Annotated in this window: 16 protein-coding genes, 2 tRNA genes and 6 pseudogenes; 11 read left to right on the forward strand and 13 right to left on the reverse strand. The window is 70.5% G+C overall.

The window, feature by feature from the left end; all coding sequences use genetic code 11:
* The first annotated feature begins 416 nt into the window (after window positions 1–416).
* Window positions 417–3,412 (forward strand): annotated as a pseudogene (locus tag WJ438_RS26175) (nitrate- and nitrite sensing domain-containing protein).
* A 364-nt stretch (window positions 3,413–3,776) separates the two neighbouring features.
* Here WJ438_RS26175 and WJ438_RS26180 read toward each other — a convergent pair.
* The 3 genes and pseudogenes from WJ438_RS26180 to WJ438_RS26190 form a co-directional block, all read right to left on the reverse strand.
* Window positions 3,777–3,934 (reverse strand): annotated as a pseudogene (locus WJ438_RS26180) (IS5/IS1182 family transposase); the annotation flags it as partial.
* Window positions 3,935–4,271: 337 nt separating this feature from the next.
* On the reverse strand, window positions 4,272–4,736 hold the full coding sequence (locus WJ438_RS26185; RefSeq protein ID WP_406727409.1) for a heme-degrading domain-containing protein: 465 nt from the start codon (window positions 4,734–4,736) through the stop codon (window positions 4,272–4,274).
* Window positions 4,737–4,774: 38 nt separating this feature from the next.
* Window positions 4,775–5,854 (reverse strand): Gfo/Idh/MocA family oxidoreductase, encoded by a 1,080-nt coding sequence (locus WJ438_RS26190; protein ID WP_406727410.1) that lies wholly within the window; start codon window positions 5,852–5,854, stop codon window positions 4,775–4,777.
* Window positions 5,855–5,930: 76 nt separating this feature from the next.
* Between WJ438_RS26190 and WJ438_RS26195 the strand changes: the two are divergent.
* The 6 genes and pseudogenes from WJ438_RS26195 to WJ438_RS26220 all read left to right on the forward strand — a co-directional run bounded on the left by WJ438_RS26195 (window position 5,931) and on the right by WJ438_RS26220 (window position 11,694).
* Window positions 5,931–7,165, forward strand: a pseudogene (locus WJ438_RS26195) (ROK family protein).
* A 119-nt stretch (window positions 7,166–7,284) separates the two neighbouring features.
* Window positions 7,285–7,995: a hypothetical protein gene (locus tag WJ438_RS26200; protein WP_406727411.1), complete on the forward strand. Its 711-nt coding sequence runs from the start codon at window positions 7,285–7,287 to the stop codon at window positions 7,993–7,995.
* Between the two features lie 130 nt (window positions 7,996–8,125).
* The gene (locus WJ438_RS26205; RefSeq protein WP_406729812.1) at window positions 8,126–8,905 is read left to right on the forward strand and encodes an HAD-IIA family hydrolase; all 780 of its coding nucleotides are present in this window, start codon (window positions 8,126–8,128) and stop codon (window positions 8,903–8,905) included.
* A gap of 111 nt (window positions 8,906–9,016) precedes the next feature.
* Window positions 9,017–9,544 carry a hypothetical protein gene (locus WJ438_RS26210; protein WP_406727412.1) on the forward strand — a complete coding sequence of 176 codons (528 nt, stop codon included), beginning with the start codon at window positions 9,017–9,019 and terminating at the stop codon, window positions 9,542–9,544.
* An 85-nt stretch (window positions 9,545–9,629) separates the two neighbouring features.
* Window positions 9,630–10,313, forward strand: a pseudogene (locus tag WJ438_RS26215) (class F sortase).
* Window positions 10,314–10,659: 346 nt separating this feature from the next.
* Entirely contained in the window at window positions 10,660–11,694 is a 1,035-nt protein-coding gene (locus WJ438_RS26220) for a glycoside hydrolase family 6 protein (protein WP_406727413.1), read from the forward strand.
* 112 nt (window positions 11,695–11,806) lie between these two features.
* Here the strand turns inward: WJ438_RS26220 and WJ438_RS26225 are convergent, their stop codons facing one another.
* The 3 genes from WJ438_RS26225 to WJ438_RS26235 all read right to left on the reverse strand — a co-directional run bounded on the left by WJ438_RS26225 (window position 11,807) and on the right by WJ438_RS26235 (window position 16,424).
* Window positions 11,807–13,747, reverse strand: coding sequence for a galactose oxidase-like domain-containing protein (locus WJ438_RS26225; RefSeq protein WP_406727414.1), 1,941 nt, complete (start codon window positions 13,745–13,747; stop codon window positions 11,807–11,809).
* A complete protein-coding gene (locus tag WJ438_RS26230; protein WP_406727415.1) occupies window positions 13,744–15,867 on the reverse strand; it encodes a glycosyltransferase family 2 protein in 2,124 nt (707 codons plus the stop codon). Before WJ438_RS26230 ends, WJ438_RS26225 begins: the two co-directional genes overlap by 4 nt.
* 480 nt (window positions 15,868–16,347) lie before the next feature.
* Window positions 16,348–16,424, reverse strand: a tRNA-Lys gene (locus WJ438_RS26235).
* A 247-nt stretch (window positions 16,425–16,671) separates the two neighbouring features.
* Here WJ438_RS26235 and WJ438_RS26240 point away from each other — a divergent pair.
* The 3 genes and pseudogenes from WJ438_RS26240 (at window position 16,672) to WJ438_RS26250 (ending at window position 20,019) form a co-directional block, all read left to right on the forward strand.
* Window positions 16,672–17,983: pseudogene (locus WJ438_RS26240) on the forward strand (peptidoglycan-binding protein).
* A gap of 97 nt (window positions 17,984–18,080) precedes the next feature.
* Window positions 18,081–19,334 carry an SPFH domain-containing protein gene (locus WJ438_RS26245; RefSeq protein WP_406727416.1) on the forward strand — a complete coding sequence of 418 codons (1,254 nt, stop codon included), beginning with the start codon at window positions 18,081–18,083 and terminating at the stop codon, window positions 19,332–19,334.
* Window positions 19,335–19,413: 79 nt separating this feature from the next.
* Window positions 19,414–20,019 carry a lytic polysaccharide monooxygenase gene (locus tag WJ438_RS26250; RefSeq protein ID WP_406727417.1) on the forward strand — a complete coding sequence of 202 codons (606 nt, stop codon included), beginning with the start codon at window positions 19,414–19,416 and terminating at the stop codon, window positions 20,017–20,019.
* A gap of 106 nt (window positions 20,020–20,125) precedes the next feature.
* Here the strand turns inward: WJ438_RS26250 and WJ438_RS26255 are convergent.
* The 6 genes and pseudogenes from WJ438_RS26255 to ehuB all read right to left on the reverse strand — a co-directional run bounded on the left by WJ438_RS26255 (window position 20,126) and on the right by ehuB (window position 24,364).
* Window positions 20,126–20,199: transfer RNA gene (locus WJ438_RS26255), tRNA-Lys, on the reverse strand.
* 116 nt (window positions 20,200–20,315) lie between these two features.
* Window positions 20,316–21,107, reverse strand: a complete 792-nt coding sequence (locus WJ438_RS26260; protein WP_406727418.1) for an IclR family transcriptional regulator C-terminal domain-containing protein — start codon at window positions 21,105–21,107, stop codon at window positions 20,316–20,318.
* Between the two features lie 169 nt (window positions 21,108–21,276).
* Window positions 21,277–22,005: an ectoine/hydroxyectoine ABC transporter ATP-binding protein EhuA gene (ehuA, locus tag WJ438_RS26265; RefSeq protein ID WP_406729813.1), complete on the reverse strand. Its 729-nt coding sequence runs from the start codon at window positions 22,003–22,005 to the stop codon at window positions 21,277–21,279.
* Between the two features lie 73 nt (window positions 22,006–22,078).
* The gene (gene ehuD / locus WJ438_RS26270; RefSeq protein WP_406727419.1) at window positions 22,079–22,729 is read right to left on the reverse strand and encodes an ectoine/hydroxyectoine ABC transporter permease subunit EhuD; all 651 of its coding nucleotides are present in this window, start codon (window positions 22,727–22,729) and stop codon (window positions 22,079–22,081) included.
* Window positions 22,729–23,441, reverse strand: a pseudogene (ehuC, locus tag WJ438_RS26275) (ectoine/hydroxyectoine ABC transporter permease subunit EhuC). Before ehuC ends, ehuD begins: the two are co-directional and overlap by 1 nt.
* Entirely contained in the window at window positions 23,438–24,364 is a 927-nt protein-coding gene (gene ehuB / locus WJ438_RS26280; RefSeq protein WP_406727420.1) for an ectoine/hydroxyectoine ABC transporter substrate-binding protein EhuB, read from the reverse strand. The pseudogene ehuC and the gene ehuB overlap by 4 nt, the downstream one beginning before the upstream one ends.
* 97 nt (window positions 24,365–24,461) lie before the next feature.
* Here ehuB and WJ438_RS26285 point away from each other — a divergent pair, with 97 nt between their 5' ends.
* The gene (locus WJ438_RS26285) at window positions 24,462–24,956 is read left to right on the forward strand and encodes a DUF3830 family protein (RefSeq protein ID WP_406727421.1); all 495 of its coding nucleotides are present in this window, start codon (window positions 24,462–24,464) and stop codon (window positions 24,954–24,956) included.
* On the opposite strand, the gene WJ438_RS26290 is transcribed toward WJ438_RS26285, so the two are convergent.
* A complete protein-coding gene (locus tag WJ438_RS26290) occupies window positions 24,937–26,391 on the reverse strand; it encodes an amidase (protein WP_406727422.1) in 1,455 nt (484 codons plus the stop codon). The genes WJ438_RS26285 and WJ438_RS26290 overlap by 20 nt on opposite strands.
* Between the last annotated feature and the right edge of the window lie 11 nt (window positions 26,392–26,402).

Here is a 26,402-nt window from a genome sequence, read left to right on the forward strand (position 1 = left end):
TCGCCGCACACCGTGACGAATCGCGGAGGAAACTAGGAAAACACCTAGGGCGGTGTTGTCAAGTTGTCTATGAGCAGGATGGCTGATAGCCAACTTGACAACACCTTCTTTACGCCCGGAATACCTCGGGCGTTAACGTCGGAGAAACCGTTCAACGCCTTGCTTGAAAGGGCGCGGACCGACGTGCTGGAATGCGCCGAACTTCCCTGCTGTACGGGCCTGGACACATCAGCGGCATACGTCATGTGCCGCCATCGAGAGGTTGTTGGTCGAGTGAGGCGAAACACGGCGAGCCACGCATCGCAGTCGGGGGACAACTCACCCCTCCACCGCGGGCCGCGGAATCGCCCACGCAGGTCACTGGCGAGGACACGCCCAAGGGCAGCACAAGCCGATTCACCCCCGGGAACTGGCGCATGCCCACCCGGCTCAACGCGATCCTGTTCCTTCCGGTAGTGGTCTGTCTGGTGATGGGGACGGTCCAGATTCAGGGATCGTTCCGCGACTGGCAGGCGGCGGTCACCGCGGAGAGGACCGCCCGCGTGGTCCAGGCGGCTTTCGTCTACGGCCACCGCCTGCAGGAAGAGCGTGACGTGTCCGTCGAGCCCCTGCTGCGCGCTGCCAAGGACGACCAGCGCGTCGTCGAAGCCCGTGTGGCCACCGACAAGGCGGCCGAGGACTTCCACGCCGTGGTGGAGGACACGCCGGAAACAGAAACCCTCAACCGCCGCCTCGACGCCTTCCTCGAGCAGGAATCGAAGCTCGATGACCTCCGCGCCGCCGCTTACACCGGCGCTTCCAAGGGAGTCGAGACCGAAGAGGGATACCTCGCCATTCAGCACCCCCTGCTGGAGCTCTCCAATGAACTCGGTCTGGGCACCACCGACGTCACCGGGTACGGCCGCACCCTCTACGCCATCTCGATGTCCAAGAGCGCGATCTCCCTTCAGCGTGCCATCGGTATGCACCTTCTGGTCAAGGGACCGGACGCCGCGGATGCCGCCGAGCAACGCGTCGCCCTGACCTCGTACGCCTATCTCGAGGGGATCGCCACCCACGAGTACCTCTCGGGCGGCAGCGAGGAGGACATCACCGCGCTGGAGGAGGCGCAGAGGCAGCTCGAGGCCGAGGCCGGGACCAGGGCGGAGGAAGCCGCGGCCGAAGCGAAGGCGAACGGTGAGAAGTTCGTGGCCCCGCCGGCCCCCGACAAGGCCCTCGCGCTCATCGCCGCGCCGGACGCCACCAGGGCGACACTGGCCGCGCAGGCTGTCACCCCCGAGTCGTGGTGGGCCACCACCACTGCCGAGTTCGAGACTTACAGGACCATCGAGACGGAGCTCATCGACAATGCCGTGAAAAGGGCCTCCGACCTCGACGGCGAGGCAAATCGTGAGGCCATCGTCACGGCGACCGTCGTCCTGGTCGGTCTGCTCGTCACCTCCTTCCTCGCCGGACTCATGGCCCGGCAGATGAGCCGCTCCATGCTCCGGCTGCGGTCGGCCGCCCTCGACGTCGCGGAGCAGCGGCTGCCGATGCTGGTCGACCAGCTCTCCCGCACGGATCCGGGCCGGGTCGACACCCGGGTCGAGCCCATCCCGATCACGACGACCGACGAGATCGGCGAGGTCGCCCGCGCGTTCGACCAGGTGCACCGCGAGGCGGTCCGCCTCGCTGCCGAGCAGGCACTGCTGCGGGGCAACGTCAACGCGATCTTCACCAACCTCTCGCGCCGCAACCAGTCCCTGATCGAGGGGCAGTTGACCCTCATCACGGATCTGGAGAACAACGAGGCCGATCCGGACCAGCTGGAACAGCTTTTCAAGCTGGACCACCTCGCGACCCGTATGCGCCGCAACGGAGAGAACCTCCTCGTCCTCGCGGGCGAGGAGCCCGGCCGCCGCTGGGACCAGCCGATCCCGCTGGTCGACGTCCTCCGCGCCGCCGCCTCCGAGGTGGAACAGTACGAGCGCGTCGAACTCGTGGGTGTGCCGGAGGCGGAGATCCATGGTCGCGCCGTGTCGGACCTCGTGCACCTGCTCGCCGAGCTGATGGAGAACGCCACCACGTTCTCCTCGCCCCAGAACAAGGTCCGCGTCGCCGCGACGCGCCTGCCCGACGGCCGGATCATGATCGAGATACACGACAAGGGCATCGGCCTCGCCCCCGAGGACTTCGCGGACATCAACCACAAGCTGGCCAACCCGCCGACCGTGGACGTCGCGATCTCGCAGCGCATGGGCCTGTACGTCGTCGGCCGACTCTCCGACCGTCACGGGATTCGCGTCCAGCTGCGCCCCTCCGGCGAGCAGGCCGGCACGACGTCGCTGGTCATGCTGCCGGACGCGATCACTCATGGTGGCAGCGGCGAGCAGGTCATGGGGGGCGCGGAATTCACCGTCTCCTCCATCATCCCGGAACAGCGGGCCCAGGAGGCTCCTCCCCTGCGGACGGCGGCCGAAATCGGCTTCGACGACAGCCGCTACACCGCCGACGGGCCGCAGGACCTCCGGGAACTCGACCCGGTCGGGCGTTCGTTGCTGCGCGAGGAGCGGCGCGCGGCTCTCGAGGCGACGCAGAACCAGAGGGGCGGAGGTCGTCCGGCGTTCCGCGACGAGGCCAGGCAGCCCTCCGCGTACCAGGAGCCCGATCCGTATCAGGACCAGCAGCCCGGTTATCCTGCCCCTGTGTTCGACGCCCAGGCGGGTGCGTACGGCGATCAGTCTGCCCATGACGGCAGTGCGGCCGACTACGGCGACAGGGAGAGCTACGAAGGGGTCGGCGGCTATGGCGACCGCACCGGCCATGAGGGACAGCGCGCCTACGACGGTCAGTACGTCCCCGTACAGGCCGGCCACCACGGCGACGGCTACCAGGAACAGCGGCCTCCCACGCCGGACGCCTACGCCGGCTGGGGCGAACCGTCGCATCGGGGCGAGTGGCAGGACTCGAGCGGCTACGGCGACGCGTACATGCCCACGTCCGGCACGGAAGCGGCAACCGGTTCGGGAGGAGCCGAATCGGCCGCGGGACACGCAGGGTTCCCGCCTCCGGCTGTCCCGAGCACCGTCCACGAGGTGACCGACGCCAACCTTCCTCGCCGGAACAGCGCGGCAGGGCCCGGCGATGCCACCCATCGAGGGGGCCAGTAGGAGCCGCCGCAGCCGGCGCGCGCAGACCACGACCCTCCTCGGTGGGGAAGAGAACGACCTGGCGCTCGGCCGACGACGAGCGCCAGGAGCGGGCGGAGCGGCTCAAGCGGCCGAAGGCCGGCGGGGTTACCGCCTCCGGCCTGCCGCGCCGGGTCCCGAGGGCCAATCCGGTCGAGGGCGCGGCGGAGCACACTCCGCAGGGCGGCAGCCCCCTGGTGATCAACAAACCCGACGATCATTCCAGCCCCAAGGCCACCGGCTGAACCTGACAACACCTTCTCCATCCCAACGACAGCACCACCCGACCCGGAGAAGTGGAACCCGACGCCCACCCGATGCGACAACCGGGCCGCCGGCCTGCCCGCCATCGGCCACAGAACGCAAAACGGTCCGCCGACTCCGTCGACAGACCGTCATGCAAGATCGAGGCTAGACTTCCTCACATTTGTTTTGGCCGGCGACAGTCCTGGCATCGGGCGTGTACACACGAAGCGGTTCCGCTTCGGAGACGTGAAAGGGGATGAAGCCATGACTCTTGTGTATGTGCTCTTCGTCGTCATGTTGCTCGCGGGGTTCCTCATTGTGTGGATGATGGGGAGATCCGGTAAAAAGTGAGCCTTTCCCACCTCACGCTGACGCGTGGTGAAGAACGAGAACGGTCTTCACGATGTCGGTGACGCGGTTGGTGCTGCAGCGGAGTCTCCGCAGCAGGCGCCGGCCCTTGAGGGGGTCATGGCCCGCTCGCCGACGCAGCGGATCTTGGCGTGGGTGGTGTTGTGCCGGCGCAATGCCGGCGCCCGTCACCCGGATGCGCTCGCCGCCCAGTGCAGGAAATGCGCTCTCATCCGCAGCGAGAAGGGCGTCCGCTGGGACGGACGCACCCTTTCGCCAGCAGTCTGACACCACTTGACGGTCAGTGACTCAGAAGCCTCGGAAGGCACCGTCGTCGTCGACGGAGCGGGCGGTCTCCTCGAAATCCATGAGCCGTCCTCGTTCTTCACCTGACCTACTCAAACGAAGGCCGAAAACGGCTCAGTACCGCCCACCCGATGAATTGGTCGGACTTTACCGTCTCCCGCCCCGCACGAAGACCGACGACCGCCTCACTGGCGAGGACAGGCATCAGTCGGTCAGGAAGTGTTCCAGGGCTTCCACCACGAGAAGGTGGTCCTGGAGTTGGGGGAGGCCCGAGACGGTCACCGCGCCGATCACGCCGACGCCCTCGACGGTGATCGGGAACGAACCGCCGTGTGCCGCGTAGGTGTCGGGGTCGAGGCGCGAGGACTCCTCGAACGTCGTGCCCTTGGCCCGGTGCCGGGCACCCACCAGGTACGACGCGGAGCCGTACCGCTCGACGACCCGGCGCTTGCGGGCGATCCAGGCGTCGTTGTCGGGGCTGGAGCCGGGCAGCGCCGCGTGGAAGAGCTGCTGGCCCGCGCGGTGGATGTCGATGGCGACGGGGGCCTTGCGCACCCGGGCCAGGTCGACGAGGAGCGAGCCCAGTTCCCAGGCGTCCTCGTGGCTGAACCGGTGGAAGACCAGGCGGCGTTCCTGCTCCTCCAGTTCTTCCACACTCAGTGCTTCCACGCTCGGCTCTTCCGCACGGGGGGCGGGTTCGGGCCGGGTCACAGTGTCACCGTCACTTTCTCGTCGGCCGAACGCCGGGCCGCCTCCAGGACGTCCAGGGCGGCGGCGGCCTCCCGCGCGGTCACCGGGTTGGGGCCGCCCTCCCGGAGGGCCTTCGCCACGGCCGTGTAGTAGGCGGGGTAGTCGCCGGGGAGGGTCGGCTCGGGGCGCCCGCCGCCGGTCACCGGGGACTCCCCGGAACCGACGCGGCCCCACAGCTCCTCCGGCTCGGTGCCCCAGCCGGCGCCGGCGCCGGTACCGGGGCGCAGGCCGTCGCGCAGGGCGGCCTCCTGGGGGTCGAGGCCGTGCTTGACGTAGCCCGCCTCGGAGCCCAGGACGCGGAAGCGCGGGCCGAGCTGGGCCGTGGTCGCGGAGACGTAGAGGTGGGAGCGGACGCCGTTCGCGTGGGTGAGCGCGAGGAAGGTGTCGTCGTCGGTCAGCGCGCCCTCGCGGCGAATGTCCGACTCGGCGTACACGGAGGTCACCGGGCCGAAGAGGACCAGGGCCTGGTCGACGACGTGGCTGCCGAGGTCGTAGAGCAGACCTCCGATCTCCGCGGGGTCGCCGGACTCGCGCCAGCCGCCCTTGAGCTGCGGCCGCCAGCGCTCGAAGCGGGACTCGAACCGGTACACCTCGCCGAGTGTGCCCTCGGACACCAGCTTGCGCAGAGTGAGGAAGTCGTTGTCCCAGCGGCGGTTCTGGAAGACGGAGAGGAGCAGGCCGCGCTCCTCGGCGAGCGCCGCCAGCCCGCGGGCCTCGGCGGCCGTGCCGGCGACGGGCTTGTCGACGACCACCGGCAGACCGGCCTTCAGGGCGGCGGTGGCGAGCGGGACGTGCGTCCTGTTCGGCGACGCGATGACGATCAGGTCCAGCTCGGCGGCGCGCTCGAACAGCTCGTCCGGTGTCGCCGCGAGGCGGACGTCCGGGAACTCGGCGCGGGCCTGCCGCTGCCGCTCGGGGTTCGAGGTGACCACCGTGTCGAGCGCGAGGCCCTCGGTCGCGGCGATCAGCGGGGCGTGGAACACGGAGCCCGCGAGGCCGTAGCCGACGAGGCCGACGCGGAGGGGAGTACCAGTCATGGTCCTACTTTCGCAACGCTGTTGCCAAAGTGCAAGCACGGGGGAGAATGGACGGGTGAACAGGACGTACGGCGGCATGCGGGACGGGACGGGCGGGGTCAATCTGCTCGCCCTGCGCAGCCACAACACCGCGCTCGTGCTCGACCTGCTGCGGACCGCCGGAGCGGAGGGCATCAGCCGGCTGGAACTCGCCGAGCGGACCGGACTCACCCCGCAGGCGGTCAGCAAGATCACCGCCCGGCTGCGGGAGGACGGGCTCGCGGCGGACGCGGGACGCCGGGCGTCCACCGGGGGCAAGCCCCGGACGGTACTGCGGCTGGTGCCGGAGGCGGGGCACGCGGTGGGCGTGCACCTGGACCGGGACGAACTGCGGGCCGTCCTGGTCGACCTCGACGGGGCGGTCGTGGCGGAGCGGAGCGCCCCCCTGGACCTGGGCGCGGGGGCGGAGGCGGTACTGGCCGGGGTGGCGGGAGTCGTCGAGGGACTGTGGGGCGAGGGGCTGGGGGAGAGGGACAACCCCGGGTGGGGGAGCCGGGGGTGGGGGAAGCGGGGACGGGGGAGGGGGCGGCCGCGAGGGGGCGCCGCCGCCACCTGCTCGGCGCCGGGGTCGCGCTGCCCGGGCCGCTCGACCACGCCCGGGGTGTGCTGCACCGGGTGACCGGGTTTCCCGAGTGGGACGGGTATCCGCTGCGGGACGCGCTGTCGGACCGGCTCGGGGTGCCGGTCGTCGTCGACAAGGACACCAACGCGGCGGCGCTGGGCCTGGCCGTCGGCGGCGAGGGCGGTTCCTTCGCCTACCTGCACCTCGGGACGGGGCTCGGGGCGGGGCTGGTGATCGGTGGCAGCGTGCACCGGGGGCCACGGACCGGGGCGGGGGAGTTCGGACACCAGGTCGTCCAACTGGACGGGCCACGCTGCGGCTGCGGTGACCGCGGCTGCATCGAGGCCCTGTGCCTCGGCGCGGTGGCGCGGGGCGACACGGGAGAGGCGGCACGCGTGCTGGGTGCCGGCGCGGCGAATCTGGTGGGCCTGCTGGACATCGACCGGGTCCTGCTCGGCGGCCGGATCATCGAGGCGGCCCCGGAGACGTTCGTACGGGGCGTCCGAGCGGTCCTCGACGCCCGCGCACGACGCACGGGGGACACCTCCGTCCCGGTACGGATCGCCTCGGGCGCCGGGCAGCGAGGAGGACGGGGAAGCGCCGGCGGCCGAGGTGGCGGACGGGGCAGTGGGCAGGGCAGTGGGCAGAGGGTCGCCGAGGGGGCGGCCCAGTCGGTACTGGCCCCGTTGTTCGGACGGGGGGACGGGTAACCGGAAAAGCGGTGGGCGGGCGCGTGTGCTGCTCCGGGTGGGGGGAATCGTGGGGCCGTGCGGGGGTGTTCGGGGGCGGCACCGTGGTGTCCGCCCACCGATCGGCAAGGTCACATGGCATGCGACTCTGCACGCCCGCGTCCCTCTTCCTGGCGGTGGTGGCCGCCGTTCTTCCCACCGCGGCCCAGGCCCAAGCGGAAGCACCGCCGCCCGCCTGCGCCACCGAGGACGACTCCGACTTCCCCCTCACCGCCCGTATCCACGGCGGCCCGGACACCTACACGGCCGGCGGTGGCTACGGCACCTGGGACCTCCAGCTCACCAACACCACCGACCGCTCCTGCGTCGGTATCCACCCGGTCGTCGTACTCGTCGACGACAAGCGGGAGTTGCGGGCCTCACAGACGGTACTGGAGTTCTACGCGCCGGACCGGGAGCAGCCGCACCCCGTCCGCTTCGAGACCACCGACGAGGACGAACTCGTCGGTGCCTTCGCCGACGAGCGCACGGGCTTCGAGGGGTTCACCGTCGAGGCCGGCCGGGCCCTCACCGTGAAGGTACGGCTCGCGTTCACGTCCGACGCCGTGGCGGGCGAGGTCGTCGCCAAGGCCGCCGTCGTCCAGCGGCACGAGGACGACGGCGACTGGGTCGGGCAGTCGGACGACTACCGGTTCCGTATCGAGCCGGGGCCCGGGACGGAAGCCGGTGACGCCGGCCCCGACGAGCTCGCCCGTACCGGTACCGGTACCGGCGGGCAGCTCCTGACCGTCGCCGCGGTGGCGCTGCTCGCCGGGGGACTGGCGGGGGTGCCGGCCCGTACGCGCCGCTGAACCCGGCCGGCCGGGAGCGGCGGAGCACCCCGGGCGTTCTCGAGCCGCGCCGCACCGGGCGTTCCCCCAAGATCCGGGCATGTCTAGGCTGGGGCGCAGGCAGGACCGCGTACGGCAGGAGATCTCGCACATGGCAGACCGCAAGCCGATCGAATCGTGGCTCACCGACATGGACGGGGTGCTCATCCACGAGGGTGTGCCGATCCCGGGGGCCGACGCTTTCATCAAGAAGCTGCGTGAGTCCGGAAAACCCTTCCTGGTGCTCACCAACAACTCGATCTACACCCCGCGCGACCTGCACGCCCGGCTCCGCCGCATGGGCCTGGACGTTCCGATCGAGAACATCTGGACCTCGGCGCTCGCCACCGCCAAGTTCCTGGACGACCAGCGTCCGAACGGCTCGGCGTACGTCATCGGCGAGGCCGGTCTGACCACCGCGCTGCACGACATCGGCTACATCCTCACCGACCACGAACCGGACTACGTCGTCCTCGGCGAGACCCGCACCTACTCCTTCGAGGCCATGACGAAGGCGGTACGGCTGATCAACGACGGCGCCCGCTTCATCGGGACGAACCCCGACGAGACCGGCCCCTCCACCGAGGGCCCGCTCCCGGCGACCGGCGCGGTGGCGGCGCTGATCACCAAGGCGACGGGCCGGCAGCCGTACTTCGCGGGCAAGCCGAACCCGCTGATGATGCGCACCGGACTGAACACCCTCGGCGCCCACTCCGAGAGCAGCGCCATGATCGGCGACCGTATGGACACCGACGTACTGGCCGGCATCGAGGCCGGGATGCAGACGTTCCTGGTGCTCACCGGCCTGACCCGGCCCGAGCAGGTCGAGAACTTCCCGTACCGGCCGTCCCAGGTCGTGGACTCCATCGCGGACCTCGTCGACCTCGTCTGACACACGCACAGCCCCGCGTGCCCCGATGCCACCCGTACGGCGCAGCACCGCACCCCTGCGGATGCGGTTCCCCGCCCGGCAGGGCACGCTCCCGGTGTCTGGAGGTGCACGATGGGTTCTTTGCGACTCGCTCTCTGTACCGGCGCCCTGGTGGCCACCGCGCTCACCCCGTCGGCGTACGCCGCGGACGGCGCGGGGGGTGTGTCGGTGACGCCGGCGATCCCTGCCCCCGGCACCGATGTCACCCTCGAGGTGGCCGAGTGTGCCGAGCGGAGCGCGGTCGCCGTGTCCTCGGCGTTCGTCTCCGAGGCCCGGCTCACCGTCGCCGACGGCGTACTCGTCGGCGAGAGCCGCGTCCGCTCCACGCTGACCGCGGGGACGTACCCCGTACGGGTCAACTGCGGGGAGACCGCCCGCGAGGGCGCGATCACCGTCGCTCCCGCCTCCGTCCGCGAGCAGCCCGGCGGAACGGCTGAATCGCCCGCCGACCCGTCCGAGGAGCAGCCCGGGGAGCGGTCCGGGCAGCCGGTCGCGCCCGCCTCGCCCGTCGCCCCCGTGGACGCGGGGGAGGGGGAGCCGCCCGGACCGTCGCCGCCGACGACGCGGCCGAGGAGGGGCCGGGCACGGCGCAGACGGTGACCGGGCTGTTCCTCGCCGCCGCCGCGACGGCGGCCGTCGTACGCAGCCGCGTCCGGCGGGGCCGCGGAACGCACTGAGGCCGGCGATGTCCGATCACCGTCAGGACCAGCACCAGAGCCAGAACCCGTCCGGCGTCGGGCGGCTCCTCGCCGGTGTGGCCTGGGTGGTCCTGCTGCTCGGGCTCTGGCTGTGGGGCCGCGAGGTGACCGACCTGCGCCCCGGCGTGTCCGGACCCTCCACGGGCGACATGGCCGCGGCCTGGCCGGCCCCAGGTGGAGCTTCCGCCCGCCCACCGGCCGCTGGACGAGGCGTTGCCGCGGCGCCTGGACATCCCCGGCCTGGATGTCCGGGCGCCGGTGATGGCCCGTGGCCTGGACGGGCGTGGCGCGCTCGACCCACCGCCGTTCGACCAGCCGGGCGCGGTCGGCTGGTACGCGGACGGGGTGACGCCCGGGGCGCCCGGTACCGCGCTGGTGGTGGGGCACGTCGACACCGAGACCCGGCCCGCCGTGTTCTACAAGGTGAGTACGCTGCGGCCCGGCCAGAAGATCCGGGTGGTCCGCGCGGACGCCGAGGTCGCCGAGTTCACCGTCGAGGGCGTCCAGGTCCTCCCCGGGAAGGCTTCGACGCCCGGCAGGCCTACGGGCCCCGCCGCTCCGGTCGGGCCGAACTGCGCCTCGTCACCTGCGGCGGCAGCTACGACGAGGCGCGCCACCGCTACACGGCCAACGTGATCGTCTCGGCGTACCTGACGGACACCACCACCTGAGACCGAGGCCCCCGCGGACGCCCCCTCCCCGCACCCCGCCCCTGGAGGCCGCCGTGACCCAGTGCGGGCGCGGCGGGGTGCGGGGTTGCGGGACGCAGTAGCGGCACGGGGCGGTGGTGGGCACGACTGCGGGGGAAGGGCGCCCCCGGCCCAGGAGTCTCTTGACGCCACGTCCGTTTCCGGTCGCGGTCCGTGATCGTCGCAGGTGGCCCCGGGCAGGGAGATCGGCCGTACACCGGCTGTAACAGGTCACGGACAAGAGAGGCTCGGCCTCGTGGGTGTCGCGGGACGTATGTCAGGATTGGGGCTCGGAACGCTTGGCACAAGTGCACCCGAGGGGGGTTGGATGTACGGCAGCAGGGGGGCCGGGGCGTTCGCCGGAAGGCGGGCGTCGGCAGCGGTACTGGGGGCGGCGCTGCTGATCACAGGCTGTTCCTCCAGCGGGGGCGAGGGGGGCGACTCCGACGGGGGGGCCGACGCGGCGATCACGCAGCAGCCGAAGGACGCCAACCCCTTCTGGGTCAATCCGAGGGGCAACGCCGCACTGCAGATGGCCGACCTGGAACGGGACGGCAAGAAGTCGGAGGCCGAGCAGATCCGCAAGATCGCGGAGCAGCCCACCGCCGAATGGATCAGCCCGGAGAACCCGGAGGAGCAGACCCGCGGCTTCACCGAGGCCGCCGACAAGGCGGACCGCACCGCGCTGCTCGTCCTCTACAACATCCCGCACCGGGACTGCGGCCAGTACTCGCAGGGCGGTGCCGCCGACGGCGATGCCTACCGCTCCTTCGTCGACGGCGTGGCCAAGGGCATCGGGGACCGTGCGGCGACCGTGATCCTGGAGCCCGACGCGGTGCTCCACCTGGTGGACGGCTGTACGCCGGAGCGGTTCCACGAGGAGCGTTACGACCTCCTCAGCGGCGCCGTCGCCAAGCTCACGGGTCTGAAGAACACCACGGTGTACCTGGACGCGGGCAACGCCGGCTGGGGCAGCCCCGACCAGATCCACGAGCCGCTGAAGTGGGCGGGCCTCGACCGGGCCGACGGCTTCTCGGTGAACGTCTCCAACTTCTACTCCACCGAGGACTCCCTCGCCTACGGCAAGCAGCTCTCCGCCAAGGTCGGCGACAAGCCCTTCGTCATCGACACCAGCCGCAACGGCAACGGCCCGTACACGCAGGGCACCGCGGACGAGCGCTGGTGCAATCCGCCCGGCCGCGCCCTCGGCGAGACCCCGACGACCGAGACCGCGGACCCGCTGGTGGACGCGTATCTGTGGGTGAAGCGGCCCGGCGAGTCGGACGGCGAGTGCAAGGGCGGTCCGAAGGCCGGCGAGTGGTGGGAGGACTACGCGGTGGAGCTCGCCAAGGCCGGCGACTGACCACGCCGCGGCGCACGCGGAACGGCGCACACGGCAGGAGAGAAGAAGGGGGCGTCCTCCACGGTGGAGGACGCCCCCTTCTCCTGTGCCTGGACCCGTTACGTGCCTGGTGTCAGGGCACCTGTACCCACTGCGCCTTGCTGGGCGTGCCGTCCGCGTGGGTGGCGAACAGCATGTACCAGCCCGCCTGGACCAGGTTCCGGCTCTCCGGGACCGTCACCTTCAGCTTGTCGCCGTCGGCCTCGAAGTCCAGGGCGACGGAGCGCTGGTCGATGTCGGTGACGTGGGTCGAGGCGCTCGGCCGGATCAGCCGGACGTTCTTGATCGACGCGGCGTCCTTCGAGGTGAACGTGGCCGAGCCGCCGCGCTCGATGGTCTTCGGGCCGCCCGTCAACTCGGGCTGCCCGCTCTCGCCGTACAGGTACGGCGGCGTGTAGATCTCGATGCGCTGTTCGAACTTGCCGGGCTTGGTGTTGGCCTTGTCGCCGTAGAGCGAGTCCGAGCCGAAGAACATCACGCGGCCGTCGGGCAGCAGGATCGAGCCGGCGTGGTAGTTGCGGCCCACCAGTGGATCGGCGACGCGCTTGAACTCGTTCTCCGCCGTGTCGTAGATCCGCGCCTCGAGGATGTTGGAGTCACTGCGGCCCCGGTAGTCCTCCGAGCCGCCCGAGACCAGGATGTTGTCGTCGGGCAGGATCGAGTACTGCGGGTAGCGGGTTCCCTTGTCCAGCGAGGGGCCGTCCACGAAGCGCGGGCTGTCGGCCTTGAGGTCGACGATCCGGGTCTTCTCGCTGGCCTTCCTGGACTCGCCGACCCCGCCGCCGCCGATCACCATGTACTTCTCGTCCTGCGCCGGCGGCAGCAGCACCGTGCCGGACGTCTCCATCATGTCGGCGTCGCTCAGCCCGGGGATCTTGTCGAACTTGTTGGTCTCCACGTCCCAGACACCCGGCTCACGGCCCTCGTCGGCCGGTCCGTACCCCGCGTTCGAACCCGAGTAGAAGACCTTGCCGTTCTGCATCAGGAACAGCGCCGGGTAGGTCGGGAACTGACGGATCTTGTCCGTGTAGGTCCACTTCTTGGTCTCGGGGTCGTAGATCTCGTTCTTGCCCGGGACCAGCTGGCCGATGTCGTCGAGGCCGGAGACGCTGAGGATCTTGCCGTCGCTCAGGGTGGTGAGCGTCGGGTACCAGCGGGACTCCTTCATCGGGTCGACCTTGATGTACTTCTCCGCCACCGGGTCGAACTCGAAGGCGTCGTCGATACCCTGGAAGTCCTTCTTGTCCAGGGCGAGCTTCTCGGCGATACCGTACGTGTTCTGCGCGTCCTCGCCGCCGAGACCCTGCACGGTGTAGTTGGCCTGCGCGCCGGTCTCGTACTTGGCGCCCTCCTTCTGCGCCTCGACGTAGGTGCGGCCGTAGCCCGGGGTGGTGCCCAGGAACTCGCCGGTCTCCTTGTCGAAGTTCTTCTTGGCGCGCGGGACGAGCACCGGGTCCTTCGAGACGAAGGTCTTGCCGTTCTCCTTGCCGACGAACTCGGTGCCCGCCGGCAGGGTGATCGGCTTGTCCGGGTTCTCGTTGTGGACGACCATCAGGCCGCCCGCCTTCGTCACGTCACCCTTGAGCTTCTCGTACCGCTTGGTGCCGCCGGCGATCAGCAGGTTGCCGTTGGCGAGCTGGGTGTGGCCGGTGCAGAACAGGTCGCTCGGCGTCGGCACCTTCTTGATGGTCTTCTTGACCGGGTCCCAGATCCGGGTGTCGTACTTCTTGGCGTCGAAGTTGTCCTTGTTGTTGCCGGAACCCGCGACCAGCAACACCTTGCCGGTGTGCAGCAGCGCCGCGTGAATGGTGTTCTGGCGGTACTCCTCCGGGAACTCGACGATCTCCCAGCGGCCGTTCTCCGCCTTGTACTCCGGCTTGTTGATCTTGTACTGGTGGTATTTCCCGGTCCCGAAGCGGTACAGCCACGGCCCGTTCATTCCGGCCAGCGCGAGTACCACCGCCGTGCCTATCGCGATGCGACGGGCGCGACGGCGGCCTGCACGGTCGTTCATTCCTTACGTCCCCCAAGTCCACCAAGGGCGATCTGCATCGTCTGGTCGTCGCCGGGGTTGTTCCCGGCACCTGTTGGCCCTCCTGGCCCCGCCGGCCCGCCGTGGGAGGCGGCCCACTGGGGACGGCCCTGCCGGCCGTGCGACGCGTGCGGCTGCCGCTGCGCGGGCTGCGCCGCGTACTGCGGAGCCCACCCGTACTGGTGCTGAGCCTGCGCGTACCGCGGAGCCTGCGGCTGCTGATGTGTCTGCTGCGTGTGCGGCAGCTGCTGAGTCGCTGACGCCTGCGCGGAGTCGTACGTCTGACCCGCGGCATGGGCGCCGGGCTTCTTCCTGTCCTGGCGCATGCCGTGCCGCCAGGCGAACATGGGCGCGGCCGTGATGAGCAGGGCGAACGTCGCCCAGATGATCATGGCCGGGTGCGAGTGTCCGTAGCCGAAGCCGGCGGCGATGGAGCCACCGAAGATCAGGATGAAGTACCAGTGGTACCGGAAGGTTCCGAACCAGGTGTCCGGGCTGGCCGAGTCGCCCTTCGGGGTGACCACGAACTTGCTCTTGCGGCGCAGCACGGAGTCGATCAGTGCCTTCGCGTAGAGCGGCGCCGACAGCGCGGACATCACCATGCCGGCCACACCGCCGGAGCCCTCCGGCTCGTGCGGGGAGACGTTGTGGCGGCGGTTCCAGATGTAGAGGCCGATCTGCAGCGCGGAGGCGTTGCCGTAGAGCATCAGCCAGACCGCGGGGTCGATGTTCACACCCGAGGCGCCCAGGCCCAGGAACAGCGCGCAGCTCAGCGCAGCCAGGATCCAGTTCAGGGCCGACATCGGATAGAAGATGATCATCATGGTGTAGTTGAAGAGCTTGCTCGGCGGCAGCGAGTACCAGCCCTTCCAGTACTGCTTGAGGATCGTCTCGTACGTTCCCCGCGACCAGCGCATCTGCTGGGTGAAGAAGTCCGTCCAGGCGTTGGGGCCCTCACCGACCGCGAGCACGTCCGGCGTGTAGACCGAGCGCCACTTGCGTCCCGTCGCCGGGTTCTTGGCGCGGTGCATCTCGAAGCCGGTCGCCATGTCCTCGGTGATCGAGTCGTACAGACCGCCGATCTGCTTGAGCGCCTTGATGCGCACGGCGTTCGAGGTGCCCACGAACATCGGTGAGCCGTAGCGGTTGCCGGCCCGCTGGATCAGCGCGTGGAAGAGGAACTGCTGCGACTCGGCGGCCTTGGTGACGAAGTTGTCGTAGTTGCCGTAGACCTGCGGGCCGATGACGAAGCCGACGTCCGGGTCACGGAAGAAGCCGAGCATCCGCTCCAGGTAGTTCGGCAGTGGTACGTGGTCGGTGTCCACCGAGGCGAAGAGGTCGTAGTCGTCGCCGTGCGCGTCGAGCCAGGCGTTGTAGTTGCCGTGCTTGGTCTTGGCGCGGTGCGGGCCCTTCTCCCGGTTCCACTTCGCGACGCCTTTGCGGGAGAAGTGGCGCACGCCCAGACGCGCGCACACCTCTTTCACCTCGGGATCGTCGCCCTCGTCGAGCAGCCAGACGTGCAGGACACCCCGGTGGCGGATCTTCACCGCCGCCTCCAGGGTCTTCGTCACCATCTCCAGCGGCTCCTTGCCGGGCACGAAGGAGGTGAGGAAGGCGACCCGGGTGCCGGTCTCCGGCACCACCGGGACCGGGTCGCGGGCGACCAGCGTGGCGTGCGCGTTCGACAGCACGTTCATGCAGCGGAAGAACTCGATCAGGCCGATCGCGACGAGCATCACGATGTCGAGGGTGGGCAGCCAGTCGAACGCCGGGTAGTCCCGCTCCGTCCAGTGCGAGGGCTGCAGCAGCCACACCAGCAGCACCAGCGACAGCAGCGGAGCCGCGACCAGCATCAGCGCGAGGCGGATGCGGTGCGGCTCCTGTGAGATCAACGAGCGGTACTGCACTTTGTAGGGCTTGTTCGGAGCGGGCTGGGTGAGGGGACCCGAGAGCCGGCTGTAGTGCTCGTAGTCGTATCTGGGTAGTGTTTTCTTGATCCGCCGGAACGCGCCCGTGTTTCCGGTCCGATGCGCAGGCACCCTGAGCTGGGTGGTCTGGGACGGGTCGTCGTCCCTTCGGGCGCCTGTCGGCGTCGACGTCATGGATTCATCCCCCCACACGGCCCCGCCGTGTGTTTCGTCGCTTAGTGCCACCCTCGTCCGGTCCCCCTCGACCGTCACAGGCGTATCAGTGGTGGGCTGCTGTCACCACATCACCCACACCATATAGACACGGCACGGCGCCCTTTCGGTTGCATGATGCTTCCGTCGGCAGCGCTCCGTGAACGGGATCTCTCACCCCGCACCGTCCGCAACCGGTCTCCCGCCCCCCAACGGCCGCGCATACGCGACATCGTGAAGAACCCAGGTTGTACCGTGTTCATCATGATCGCAAGGTGTGAAAACAGGCGCTCACCGGTCATACGGGCCCATTGTGACGTCCGAGGAGTCTGGCGGGGGACCTGTTCCCCCAGGTGGTTCCAGTGGTTCGATACGTGTGGTGAAGGCGTACCGTTCAACGGGCGCGAGAGAGTGTCCGGCCAAAAAGCGACGGGCTCCTCGTGATCGAGGAGCCCGTTGTGTTGGTGCGCCGCCAGGGACTCGAACCCCGGACCCGCTGATTAAGAGTCAGCTGCTCTAACCAACTGAGCTAGCGGCGCTCACTGACACGGTCACTCTACCGGACCGGACGGGGTGCTTCCGGCAGCCACCTCCGTTCCGGCGCGTCCCGGCGCGGGCTCGGCCCCGGGCCCGTCCGGCACGGCCCGTCGCGCGTACATCGTTCGGACCGTCAGCGTGCGCGTCCCGCCCACAGTTGAGAAGCTGACCCTCGTGCACAGATGTGAGGTATTTCACCAGACGTGTGGCCGGATGTGTGAGGGGAATCGCATGGATCGCATTGATCGCATGGAGCCTCCGGTATTCGAGGAATTCGCTCCCGCGAGCGACTGCGACTGCCCCGGCTGCGTTCGCCGGCGGCGCGTCCTTGCGTATGCGCCCGCCGGCCGCTCGGTCGCCCACCCGGCGGCGTTTCGCCCCCTGGCGGTGGCCGCCGCGGCCTCGGCGGTGATCGCCGCGCACGCCGCCCCCGCCCCGGCCGCCCCCCACACCGTCGAGCGCCCCGGCGCCCCGGGTGCCCCCGCGGGTGACGAGCCCGCCACTCCACAGGGTGCGAGGGCTCCGCTGCACGGCCCCGCCGGCTCCGGCTGGCCGGCCGATCCCGCGGACCCCTCGACCCCGGCGACGTCGCGCGCGATCACCCGCGCGGACATCATCGAACGGGCCGGGAAATGGGTCGCCCAGAAAGTCCCGTACAGCGTGACCGGGTTCTGGTCCGACGGGTATCGGCAGGACTGTTCGGGCTATATCTCGATGGCCTGGAATCTGCCCGCAAACGAATGGACCGGCAGCCTCGGAAAGTACGCGGAGGAAATCAGCAAGGACGAACTCCAGCCGGGGGACATTCTGCTCTTCCACCATGCGTCCGATCCCTACGGCGGCTCCCACGTCGTTCTCTTCGGTGGCTGGACGGACGGCACGCGCAGCACTTATGCGGCCTACGAGCAGACTCCCCCGCACACCCTCCAGCGGACCACCCCGTACGCCTACTGGAGCAACTCCGCAGGCTACGTCCCGTACCGGTACAAGGGCGTGACCGGCGGCACGGCGGAGGCCGAGGGCGTGGGCGAGGCCGTGCGGGCCCGGACGCCGTTTCCCGAAGCGGCCTGTTTCGGCCCCGGCGCGAACAACCCGCACGTCACCCGACTCGGCCGCCGGCTCGTCGACCGCGGCGGCGCCCGTTTGCACACCACCGGCCCCGGACCGCGCCGGACGGACGCGGACCGTGCGGCGACCCGGGCGTTCCCGCAGGTCCGGGGCCGGCGGGGACCGCAGCGGACGACGTGCCGGGGCCGCTGACCTGGGAACTGCTGCTGACCGGCAGGGGCAGGGACATGCCGACCGCCGGGACCTCGCACGGGGTGCCGGGCTGCCCGGGCCGGGCGGCGCTCCGTCCGGGCGCGGTCAACAGCCATGTCACCCGGCCGGGACAGCGGCTGGTGCGGAAGGGGCCGGCCGCCGCTACGTCACGGGGCCGGGCCCGCGCTGGAGCGAGGCGGACCGGCGCAACGCCGAGGCGTTCCAGCGCGCCCGGGGCCGGCGCGGCGGCGCCGCGGACGGCTGCCCGGGGCCGGATACCTGGCGGCGGCTCTGCTCGTAGCCCACGGGTCGCTCGCCGCGACCCACTCCTGCGGGCTCCGTCACGGTCCGGAGGATCCCCCGAGGTGACGCATCTGGCGCGGAGGCTGGAGGCACGCATGACCATGACCACTCCCGACATCCCCGACTCACCCACCCCCGAATCGCCCGCCCGCGAATCGCCCGTCCGCGAGTCACCCGCCCCCGGATCACCGTTTCCCGAGGCCGGACGTTCGGTGGGGGGCCGGTCCGCCCGGGTCATCCGCAACGCGGCGACCACCGAGATCCCCGTCCATCTGCTCTTCCGTGACGGGCCCGACCCGGTGCCGGTGCGGCTGAGTCCCGTGGTCGTGGGGCGCCGGCAGGGCACGGGGGAGCAGCCGCGGCTCGGACGTCCGGTCGCCGAACGGCCCCGGCCCCTGCCACCGGTCGACCCCGAGCTGGTGGAGCGGCCCGCCCGGGTACTGCCCGGCGGTGCGGGGGTGCTCGCCGGGGCGTGCGGGGCGGCCGGGTGCGTGGCCACGTCCTGGTGGGCGGGCGTACTGCCGCCGCTGGTGGCCGGTGCCCTCGGGCTCCCGGAGCACCCGGGAGCCGCCGGACTCGGGCCCGCGCAGTGGGCGGCGTACACGGCTGCCGGAGCCCTCGGCCTGTTCGGGTTCGGCGGGCTGGCGCGCGGCCGGACCGGGCGGGCCTGGGTGCTCGGCCTGTTCGGCCGCTACCGGGGGACCGTCCGGCGGACCGGCCTGCTGTGGGTGAACCCGCTGCTGCTGCGCCGTCGGGTCGACGTGCGGCTGCGGCACTGGCGCAGCGAGCCGATGCAGGCGGCCGACCACGGCGGGGTGGCGCTGCGGGTGGTGGTCCTGGTGGTGTGGCGGGTGCGGGACACCGCGCGCGCGACGCTGGGCATCGAGGACCACGAGACGTATGTGCGCGAGTGCGTCGAGGCGGCGCTGCTCCGGGTTCCGGTGGAGGCGCCGGGCGCGGTGCGGGGCTCGCCGGACACGGTGCAGGACGCGCTGACCCGGCTGGTGGCGGCGGACGCCACGCCTGTCGGGATCGAGGTGTTCGCGGTGCGGCCGGTCCGGGTGGAGTACGCCCCCGAGGTGGCCGCCGCCATGCACCGGCGCCGGATCGCCGCGCTGGACGCCCAGCACCGGGCGAGCGTGCTCACCTCGGTCGTGGACTCGGTGGAGGACACGGTGACCCGGCTGACCACGCGGGGACTGGTGGAGCTGGACGACTACGAACGCAAGGTGCTGGTGAAGGATCTGACGGTGGCGTTCTGCGCGGGGCGGGGGAGACGGGGCCGTAGACCGGCGGATCCGGGCGCCGGGAAACGGAACCGGTTCCGCTATTGGTATGGACATGTCTAACTCGTGGCCATAACCTGAGCCTTGGTCTAGACCTACTTGCACGGCTCAGTGACCCCCCACGTTCTCCAGGAGCGGCAGCATGCGCACACGGACCAAGCTGTACGCAGCCGCGGTGGGACTGGCCACGACCGGAGCGCTCGTGCTCTCCTCCGGCGGTGCCAGCGGCCACGGCTACACCGATCTGCCCCTCAGCAGGCAGAAGCTCTGCCAGAACGGCAGTGTGACCAACTGCGGCGCCATCCAGTGGGAGCCGCAGAGCGTCGAGGGCCCGAAGGGTTTCCCCGCCTCCGGCCCCGCCGACGGCCGGCTCTGTTCGGCCAACAACACGCCGTTCGCCCAGCTCGACAGCCCGAAGACGCCCTCGGGCGGCGCCTGGCCGACGACCAGGGTGACGGGCGGCCAGAACTACACCTTCCGGTGGCAGTTCACGGCCATGCACGCCACCAGCGACTTCTCGTACTACGTCACCAAGCCGGGCTGGAACCAGAACCACAACCTGGCCCGGTCCGACCTCAACCTCACCCCGTTCCTGAAGGTGCCCTACAACGGGCAGCGCCCGCCGCAGACCCTCTCGCACAGCGGCACCCTGCCGTCCGGGCTGAGCGGGCACCACGTCATCCTCGCGGTGTGGTCGGTCGCCGACACGGGCAACGCGTTCTACGCCTGCTCGGACGTCACCTTCTGACGTCACCTTCCGAGGCCGGCGGCGGACGCGCGGGCGCCGGGACGTCCGCGGGTCCGCCGCCGGACACGCCGAAGGGCCTCTCGCTCTCACGAGAGGCCCTTCACTGTGCGCCGCCAGGGACTCGAACCCCGGACCCGCTGATTAAGAGTCAGCTGCTCTAACCAACTGAGCTAGCGGCGCATGACTCCCGCCGTCCGCTTCCCGCGGCCGGCGACTCGAAAATAATACCCGGTCCCGAGGCGTGCTCCCGACCGCGGCGGCGCCCGCCGCGGTCGGGATGATCCGCACGAGAGGTCTCAGATCGCCAGCGACAGCAGTACCGGCGCCGCGTTGTGGTTGAGGGTGTCGGCGGCGTGGCGCAGGCGGTGGGCGTGTTCGACGGGCAGGGACAGGGCCAGACAGCCCACCGAGGAACCGGCGGTGATCGGGACGGCCGCGCAGACCGTGCCGATCGCGTACTCCCGGAGGTCCAGGACCGGCACCGTGGGCGGGTGTGCCGCCGGCTGGGAGAGCAGCAGCCTGTCGCTGGTGACGGTGCGCGAGGTGAGCCGGACCGCCCGGTGCCGGGCGAGGTGCTCGCGCCGGCCGTTGTGGTCGAGCTGGGCCAGCAGGCTCTTGCCGAGCGCGGTGGCGCGCGCCGCGTCGCGGAAGTCCACCCACTCGTTGACCTTCGGGGTGGCCGGTCCGTCGGCGTACTGGGTGACCTCGACCTCGCCGTCCACGTACCGGCTCATGTAGACGGCGGCGCCCACGGAGTCGCGGAGCCGGTCCAGGGTGCGCTGGAGCTTGTCGCGCAGGGCCTGCTCCTGCTCCTGGGCCGAGCCGAGGCGGGCGAACGCCTCCCCGGCGACGTACGCGCCGTCGGCGCCCTGTTCGATGTAGGCCTCGCGGCACAGCATCGGCAGGAGCGTGGTCAGTCGCTCCCGGCCGAGGCCGCTCTCGCGGGCGAGTCCGGTGTCGGTGATTCCGGTGGTGTGCCGCGCCACCGCGTCCAGGACGCGCAGGGCGTCCTGGACCGAGTGGTACGGAGCGGTCGGCTTGTGCTTCAGCGCCGCGGTTTCCCCCTGCGCTCGCTTACGGGGCCGCAATCCGGTCAGCGAATCCTCTCCACGACAGCCGTCAAGCGGCTCTCCCGGAGCGGGTGTTGACGAGATCGCGGCCCCCCGACTGCGGCGCCGGTCCCCGGGCACATGCCAGAGGAATGCTCCGGAGCGTCGACCTCGGACGTTCCGGATGTCCCCCGAACGCGCCCCGTCCTCACAGGACCGCGCTGAGGAACTCCCTGGTGCGGTCGTGCTCCGGCTCGTTGAAGATCTTCTCCGGGGCGCCCGCCTCGATGATCCGACCCGAGTCGAACATCAGGACGCGGTCGGAGATGTCCCGGGCGAAGTTCATCTCGTGGGTGACGCAGAGCATGGTGATGTCGGTGGAGCGGGCGATGTCCCGCAGCACGTCCAGGACACCCGCGACCAGCTCCGGGTCCAGCGCCGAGGTCACCTCGTCCAGCAGCAGCACCTGCGGCCGCATGGCCAGCGCCCGCGCGATCGCCACCCGCTGCTGCTGACCGCCGGACAACTGCGCGGGGTGCTTGTCGACGTGCTCGGTCAGCCCGACCATCTCCAGCAGCTCCCGCGCCCGCTCCTCGGCCGCGTCCTTCGACATGCCGAGCACGGTGACCGGAGCCTCGGTGATGTTCCGCAGCACCGTCATGTTCGGGAACAGGTTGAACTGCTGGAACACCATCCCGATCTTCTTGCGGACCTCGCGGACCTGCTTCTCCGGCGCGGGGTACAGCTGGTCCCCGTCGACGGTGACCGTGCCCTCGTCGGGCTTCAGCAGCGTCATCAGCAGGCGCAGGATCGTGGTCTTGCCCGACCCGGACGGCCCGATCAGGGTGACGTGCTTGCCGGCGTCCACGGAGAAGTCCAGGTTGTCGAGGACCGTGTGGTGCCCGAACCGCTTGGTGACCCTCTCCAGCCGGATCAGCTCGCCGCTGGAACGGCTGCCGTCGGCGGGAGTCCTCTCGGTGTAGGCACCGGTGCCGGACGTGGGGTTGTATTCAGTGGACAAGGCGTCGCTCCAGGGCTCGCAGGGCAAGGGAGGCCAGGTAGGAGATGACGATGAAGGCGATGCCGATCACCGTCAGGGGCTCGGTGAACTGGAAGTGCTGCTGGGCGAAGAGGCGCGCCTCACCGAGCATCTCCAGCACGGTGATCGCCATCAGCAGGGGCGTGTCCTTCAGCATCGAGATGACGTAGTTGCCGAGCGCGGGCACGACCCTGCGCACGGCCTGCGGCAGGATCACCGCGGTCCACGTCCGGCGCAGCGGCAGGTTCAGTGCCGTCGCCGCCTCCCACTGGCCCACCGGCACGGCCTCGATGCCCGCGCGGTAGACCTGCATCGTGTACGTCGAGTAGTGCAGACCGATGGCGAAGACACCCGTGGTCAGTGCCGAGAAGGTCACTCCCCACTCGGGCAGCACGTAGAACAGGAAGAACAGCTGCACCAGCAGCGGGGTGTTGCGGACGAACTCCGTCACCGCGCCGACCGGCCAGGTCACCCAGCGGGTCGGCACCCGCGTCAGCAGGGCCCACACCAGGCCGAGGACGAACGAGATCAGTGAGCCGAAGACCAGGATCTGCAGGGTGACCAGCAGACCGTCCCAGAAGTACGGCATGAACTCGGAGACCGCGCTCCAGTCCCACTTCATCAGACCGCACCTCCCACGTTGGTGGTCTCGGCCCGCTTCAGCTCCACGTCCGGCTCGCGCTTCGGCGCCTTGCCGACCCCGGCCTTCAGCTTCTTCTCCAGGCCGCGCATGACCCGGGTGAGCAGGAAGGCGATCACGAAGTAGATCACCAGGATGTACGTGTAGATCTCAGCGCTCTCCTGCAGCGCGAGGCGCACCAGGTTGCCGCTGAACGCCAGATCGCCCATACCCATGATCGACACCAGGGCGGTGCCCTTGAGCAGTTCGATCAGCAGGTTGGAGAACGGCGGGATCATCTCCGGCACCGCCTGCGGCAGCAGGATCAGCCGCAGCCGCTGGACGGGTGTGAAGCTGAGCGCGATCCCGCCCTCGCGCTGGGCGGGATCGACGGCGGCCAGCGCACCGCGCACGATCTCCGAACCGTAGGCCCCGTAGGTCAGGCCCAGTGCCAGCGTGCCCGCCCACAGCGGCACCAGCTGCCAGCCGAAGGCCGGGGCAGCACGAAGAACACCCAGAAGATCATCACCAGTGCCGAGGTGCCGCGGAACGCCTCGGTGTAGAAGCCCGCGAGGAAGCGGACGAAGCGCAACCGGTGCGTGCGCGCGATGCCGACCACGAAGGAGACGGCCGCCGCCAGCAGCGCACTCAGCACCAGCAGCTGGATCGTGACCCAGACGCCCTTGAGCACGAGTTCCCAGAGTCCTGAGGTCATCCGCCGCACAGCTCCTTCGCGGTCAGATCCGTCATCTCGTCCTCGGTGAAGCCGAACGGCTTGAGGATGCGCAGCAGCTCGCCGCTCTCCTTCAGCTTGCCCAGCTCGACGTTGAACGCGTCCCGCAGCTTCGTCTCGGTCGGCCGGAAGGCGAAGGCGCCGCCGTCGACGTGCGGTTCACCGCCCACGATCGGCTTGAAGGGCTCCGTGACCTCCGCCTTGGTCGATTTCTTCACCACCTCGCGAGTGGTGAGCGCCGTACCGGCGAAGACGTCGACCCGCCCGGCCTCGACCGCGTTCAGCCCGGCGACCTGGTCGGGGACGATCAGGATGTCGCCCTTCGGATACCCGGCCTCGACCGCGTACGCGATCTCCGCGTATCCGGTGCCGGTGGCGAACTTCGCCTTCTTCTCGACGACGTCCTGGTAGCTGGTCAGCCCCTTCGGATTGCCCTTGCGCACGATGAACGAATCGAGCATCTGGTAGTCGGGGTCGGAGAATATGACCTGCTCGCAACGCTCGGGGTTGACGTACATCCCGGCGGCCACGACATCGAACTGCTGCGAGTTCAGTCCCGGGATCAGCGAGCCGAACTCGGTGGGCACGGGCTGGACCCGGTCCACCCCGAGCCGTTTGAAGATGACCTTGGCCAGTTCCGGCGCCTCGCCGGTCAGCTTGCCGTTCTTGTCGATGTAACCGAAGGGGATCTCGCCGGCGATGCCCAGACGGACCACGCCCGTCGCCTTGAGCCGGGACAGCAGGTCACCGCCGTTCGTACTCGCCTCGGTGGGCACGCGCGAGCAGCCCGCGGCGCCGAGTGCGCCGAGCGCCGCGACCCCCGCGAGCAGCGATCGGCGTGAGGGCCCGACACGGTCGGGCGTGTTTCCGCGTCGTCTCAGTGGTTTTCCCAGTGGTGGAACCATGGCGGCGCGGCTACCCGAAGAGATGCCGAGTATTCCCGCCAGTTTCGGCCCCGTTCGGCGGTCGGGCGGTCTTGACCGGTGCGGGACGATGGGTCTCATGATGGACCGATATGTCGAGGTCTCGCTGGTCAAACGCGGAATCACCTGTACGGCCCGGTTGCTCGACGACCGTGCGCCGCTCACCTGCGCGGCCGTCTGGAACGCCCTGCCCCTGTCCGGCGACGTCTACCACGCCAAATACGCGCGCAACGAGATCTATGCCCTGTTCCCGCCCTTCGCGGAAGCGGAGCCACCGCTGGAGAACCCGACCGTCACGCCCATCCCGGGAGATCTCTGCTACTTCTCCTTCGCGGGCGCGGAGTTGGGCACCAAGGCCTACGGCTACGACCGGGAGGTCGGTCCGGGCGCCACGGTCGTCGACCTGGCCCTGTTCTACGAGCGGAACAACCTGCTCCTGAACGGCGACGTGGGCTGGGTGCCCGGCATCGTCTGGGGCCAGGTCGTCGAGGGCCTGGCGGAGATGGCCGACGGGTGCAACGACCTGTGGCGCAGCGGTGCGGAGGGGGAGACGCTCAGTTTCCGGCGGGCGTGACCCCGGGCGCCCCGGCGGCCCCGGTCGCTCCGGCCACCCCGGCCGGCCGGGCCGTTTCGGCCGCCCCGGCCTCGTAGAGCGCGTGGGCCGCCCGCAGCACCAGCGTGTCGGCGTGGCGGGCGCCCACGAGCTGGACCCCGATCGGCAGACCGGCCGAATCGGTGCCCACGGGGACGCTCGCCGCGGGCTGCTGGGTCAGGTTGAACGGATAGGTGAACGGGGTCCAGCCCGTCCAGCGCCGGTGGCCGGAACCTTCCGGCACCTCCACGCCCGCCTCGAACGCCGTACGGGGCACGGCCGGGGTGACGAGGAGGTCGTACGTCTCGTGGAAGAGGCCCATGCGCCTGCCCAGGTCCATCCGGACGTCCACCGCCGCCAGATAGTCCAGTGCCGAATGGCGGGCCCCGGCGTCGCAGATTTCCCGCAGCCCGGGGTCCAGCAACTCCCGCTGCTCACGCGTGAGGTGCTGCACCACCCGGGCGGCCCCGGTGAACCACAGGGTGTGGAAGGCGTCCACCGGGTCCGTGAAGTCCGGGTCGGTCTCCTCCACGTGCGCGCCGAGCGCGGCCAGCCGCTCCACCGTCCGCCGTACCGCCGCCGCCACCTCGGGCTCCACCGCCACCTGACCGCCCAGCGACGGCGAGTACGCCACCCGCAGCCCCCGCACCCCGCCCACCGGCCCTTCGGAGAACGAACCGGGCGCCGGCGCGAGCGCCGACCAGTCGCGGGAGTCCGGCCCGCAGACCACCTCCATCAGCAGCGCCGCGTCCGCCGCGTCCCGCGTCATCGGACCGACGTGCGCCAGCGTGCCGAACGCGCTCGCCGGGTACAGCGGCACCCTCCCGTACGTCGGCTTCAGCGCGAAGATCCCGCAGAACGAGGCCGGGATCCGGACACTGCCGCCGCCGTCCGTCCCCAGGGCCAGCGGCCCCGCGCCCAGCGCCACCGCCGCCGCCGCGCCCCCGCTGGAACCGCCCGCGGTCCGCGACGGGTCGTGCGGGTTGCGGGTGACACCGCTGAGCGGAGAGTCCGTCACACCCTTCCAGCCGAACTCGGGGGTCGTCGTCTTGCCGAGGAAGACGGCGCCGTGTTCCCGCAGCCGTGCCACCGACGGCGCGTCCTCGTCCCAGCGGCCCGCCGGGTCGACGGCGCGCGAGCCGCGCAGGGTCGGGGCGCCGCGCAGCAGCAGGATGTCCTTCACCGTGACCGGAACTCCATCCAGCAGCCCGCGCGGCTCGCCGCGCCGCCACCGCTCCTCGGAGGCGGCGGCCCGCTCCAGCGCCTCCTCGGCGAACAGCCGGACGAACGCGTTCACCTCCGGCTGGATCGCCTCGGCCCGCTCCAGCGCCGCGCGGGTCACCGCCACGGGGCCGAACTCACCCCGGCGGTAGCCGTCGAGGAGCCGCACGGCGGTCAGTTCGGTGAGCTCGGACATCCGCTCTCCAG

It is taken from the genome of Streptomyces sp. GD-15H (assembly GCF_045291515.1).
In the GTDB taxonomy this organism is placed as follows: domain Bacteria; phylum Actinomycetota; class Actinomycetes; order Streptomycetales; family Streptomycetaceae; genus Streptomyces.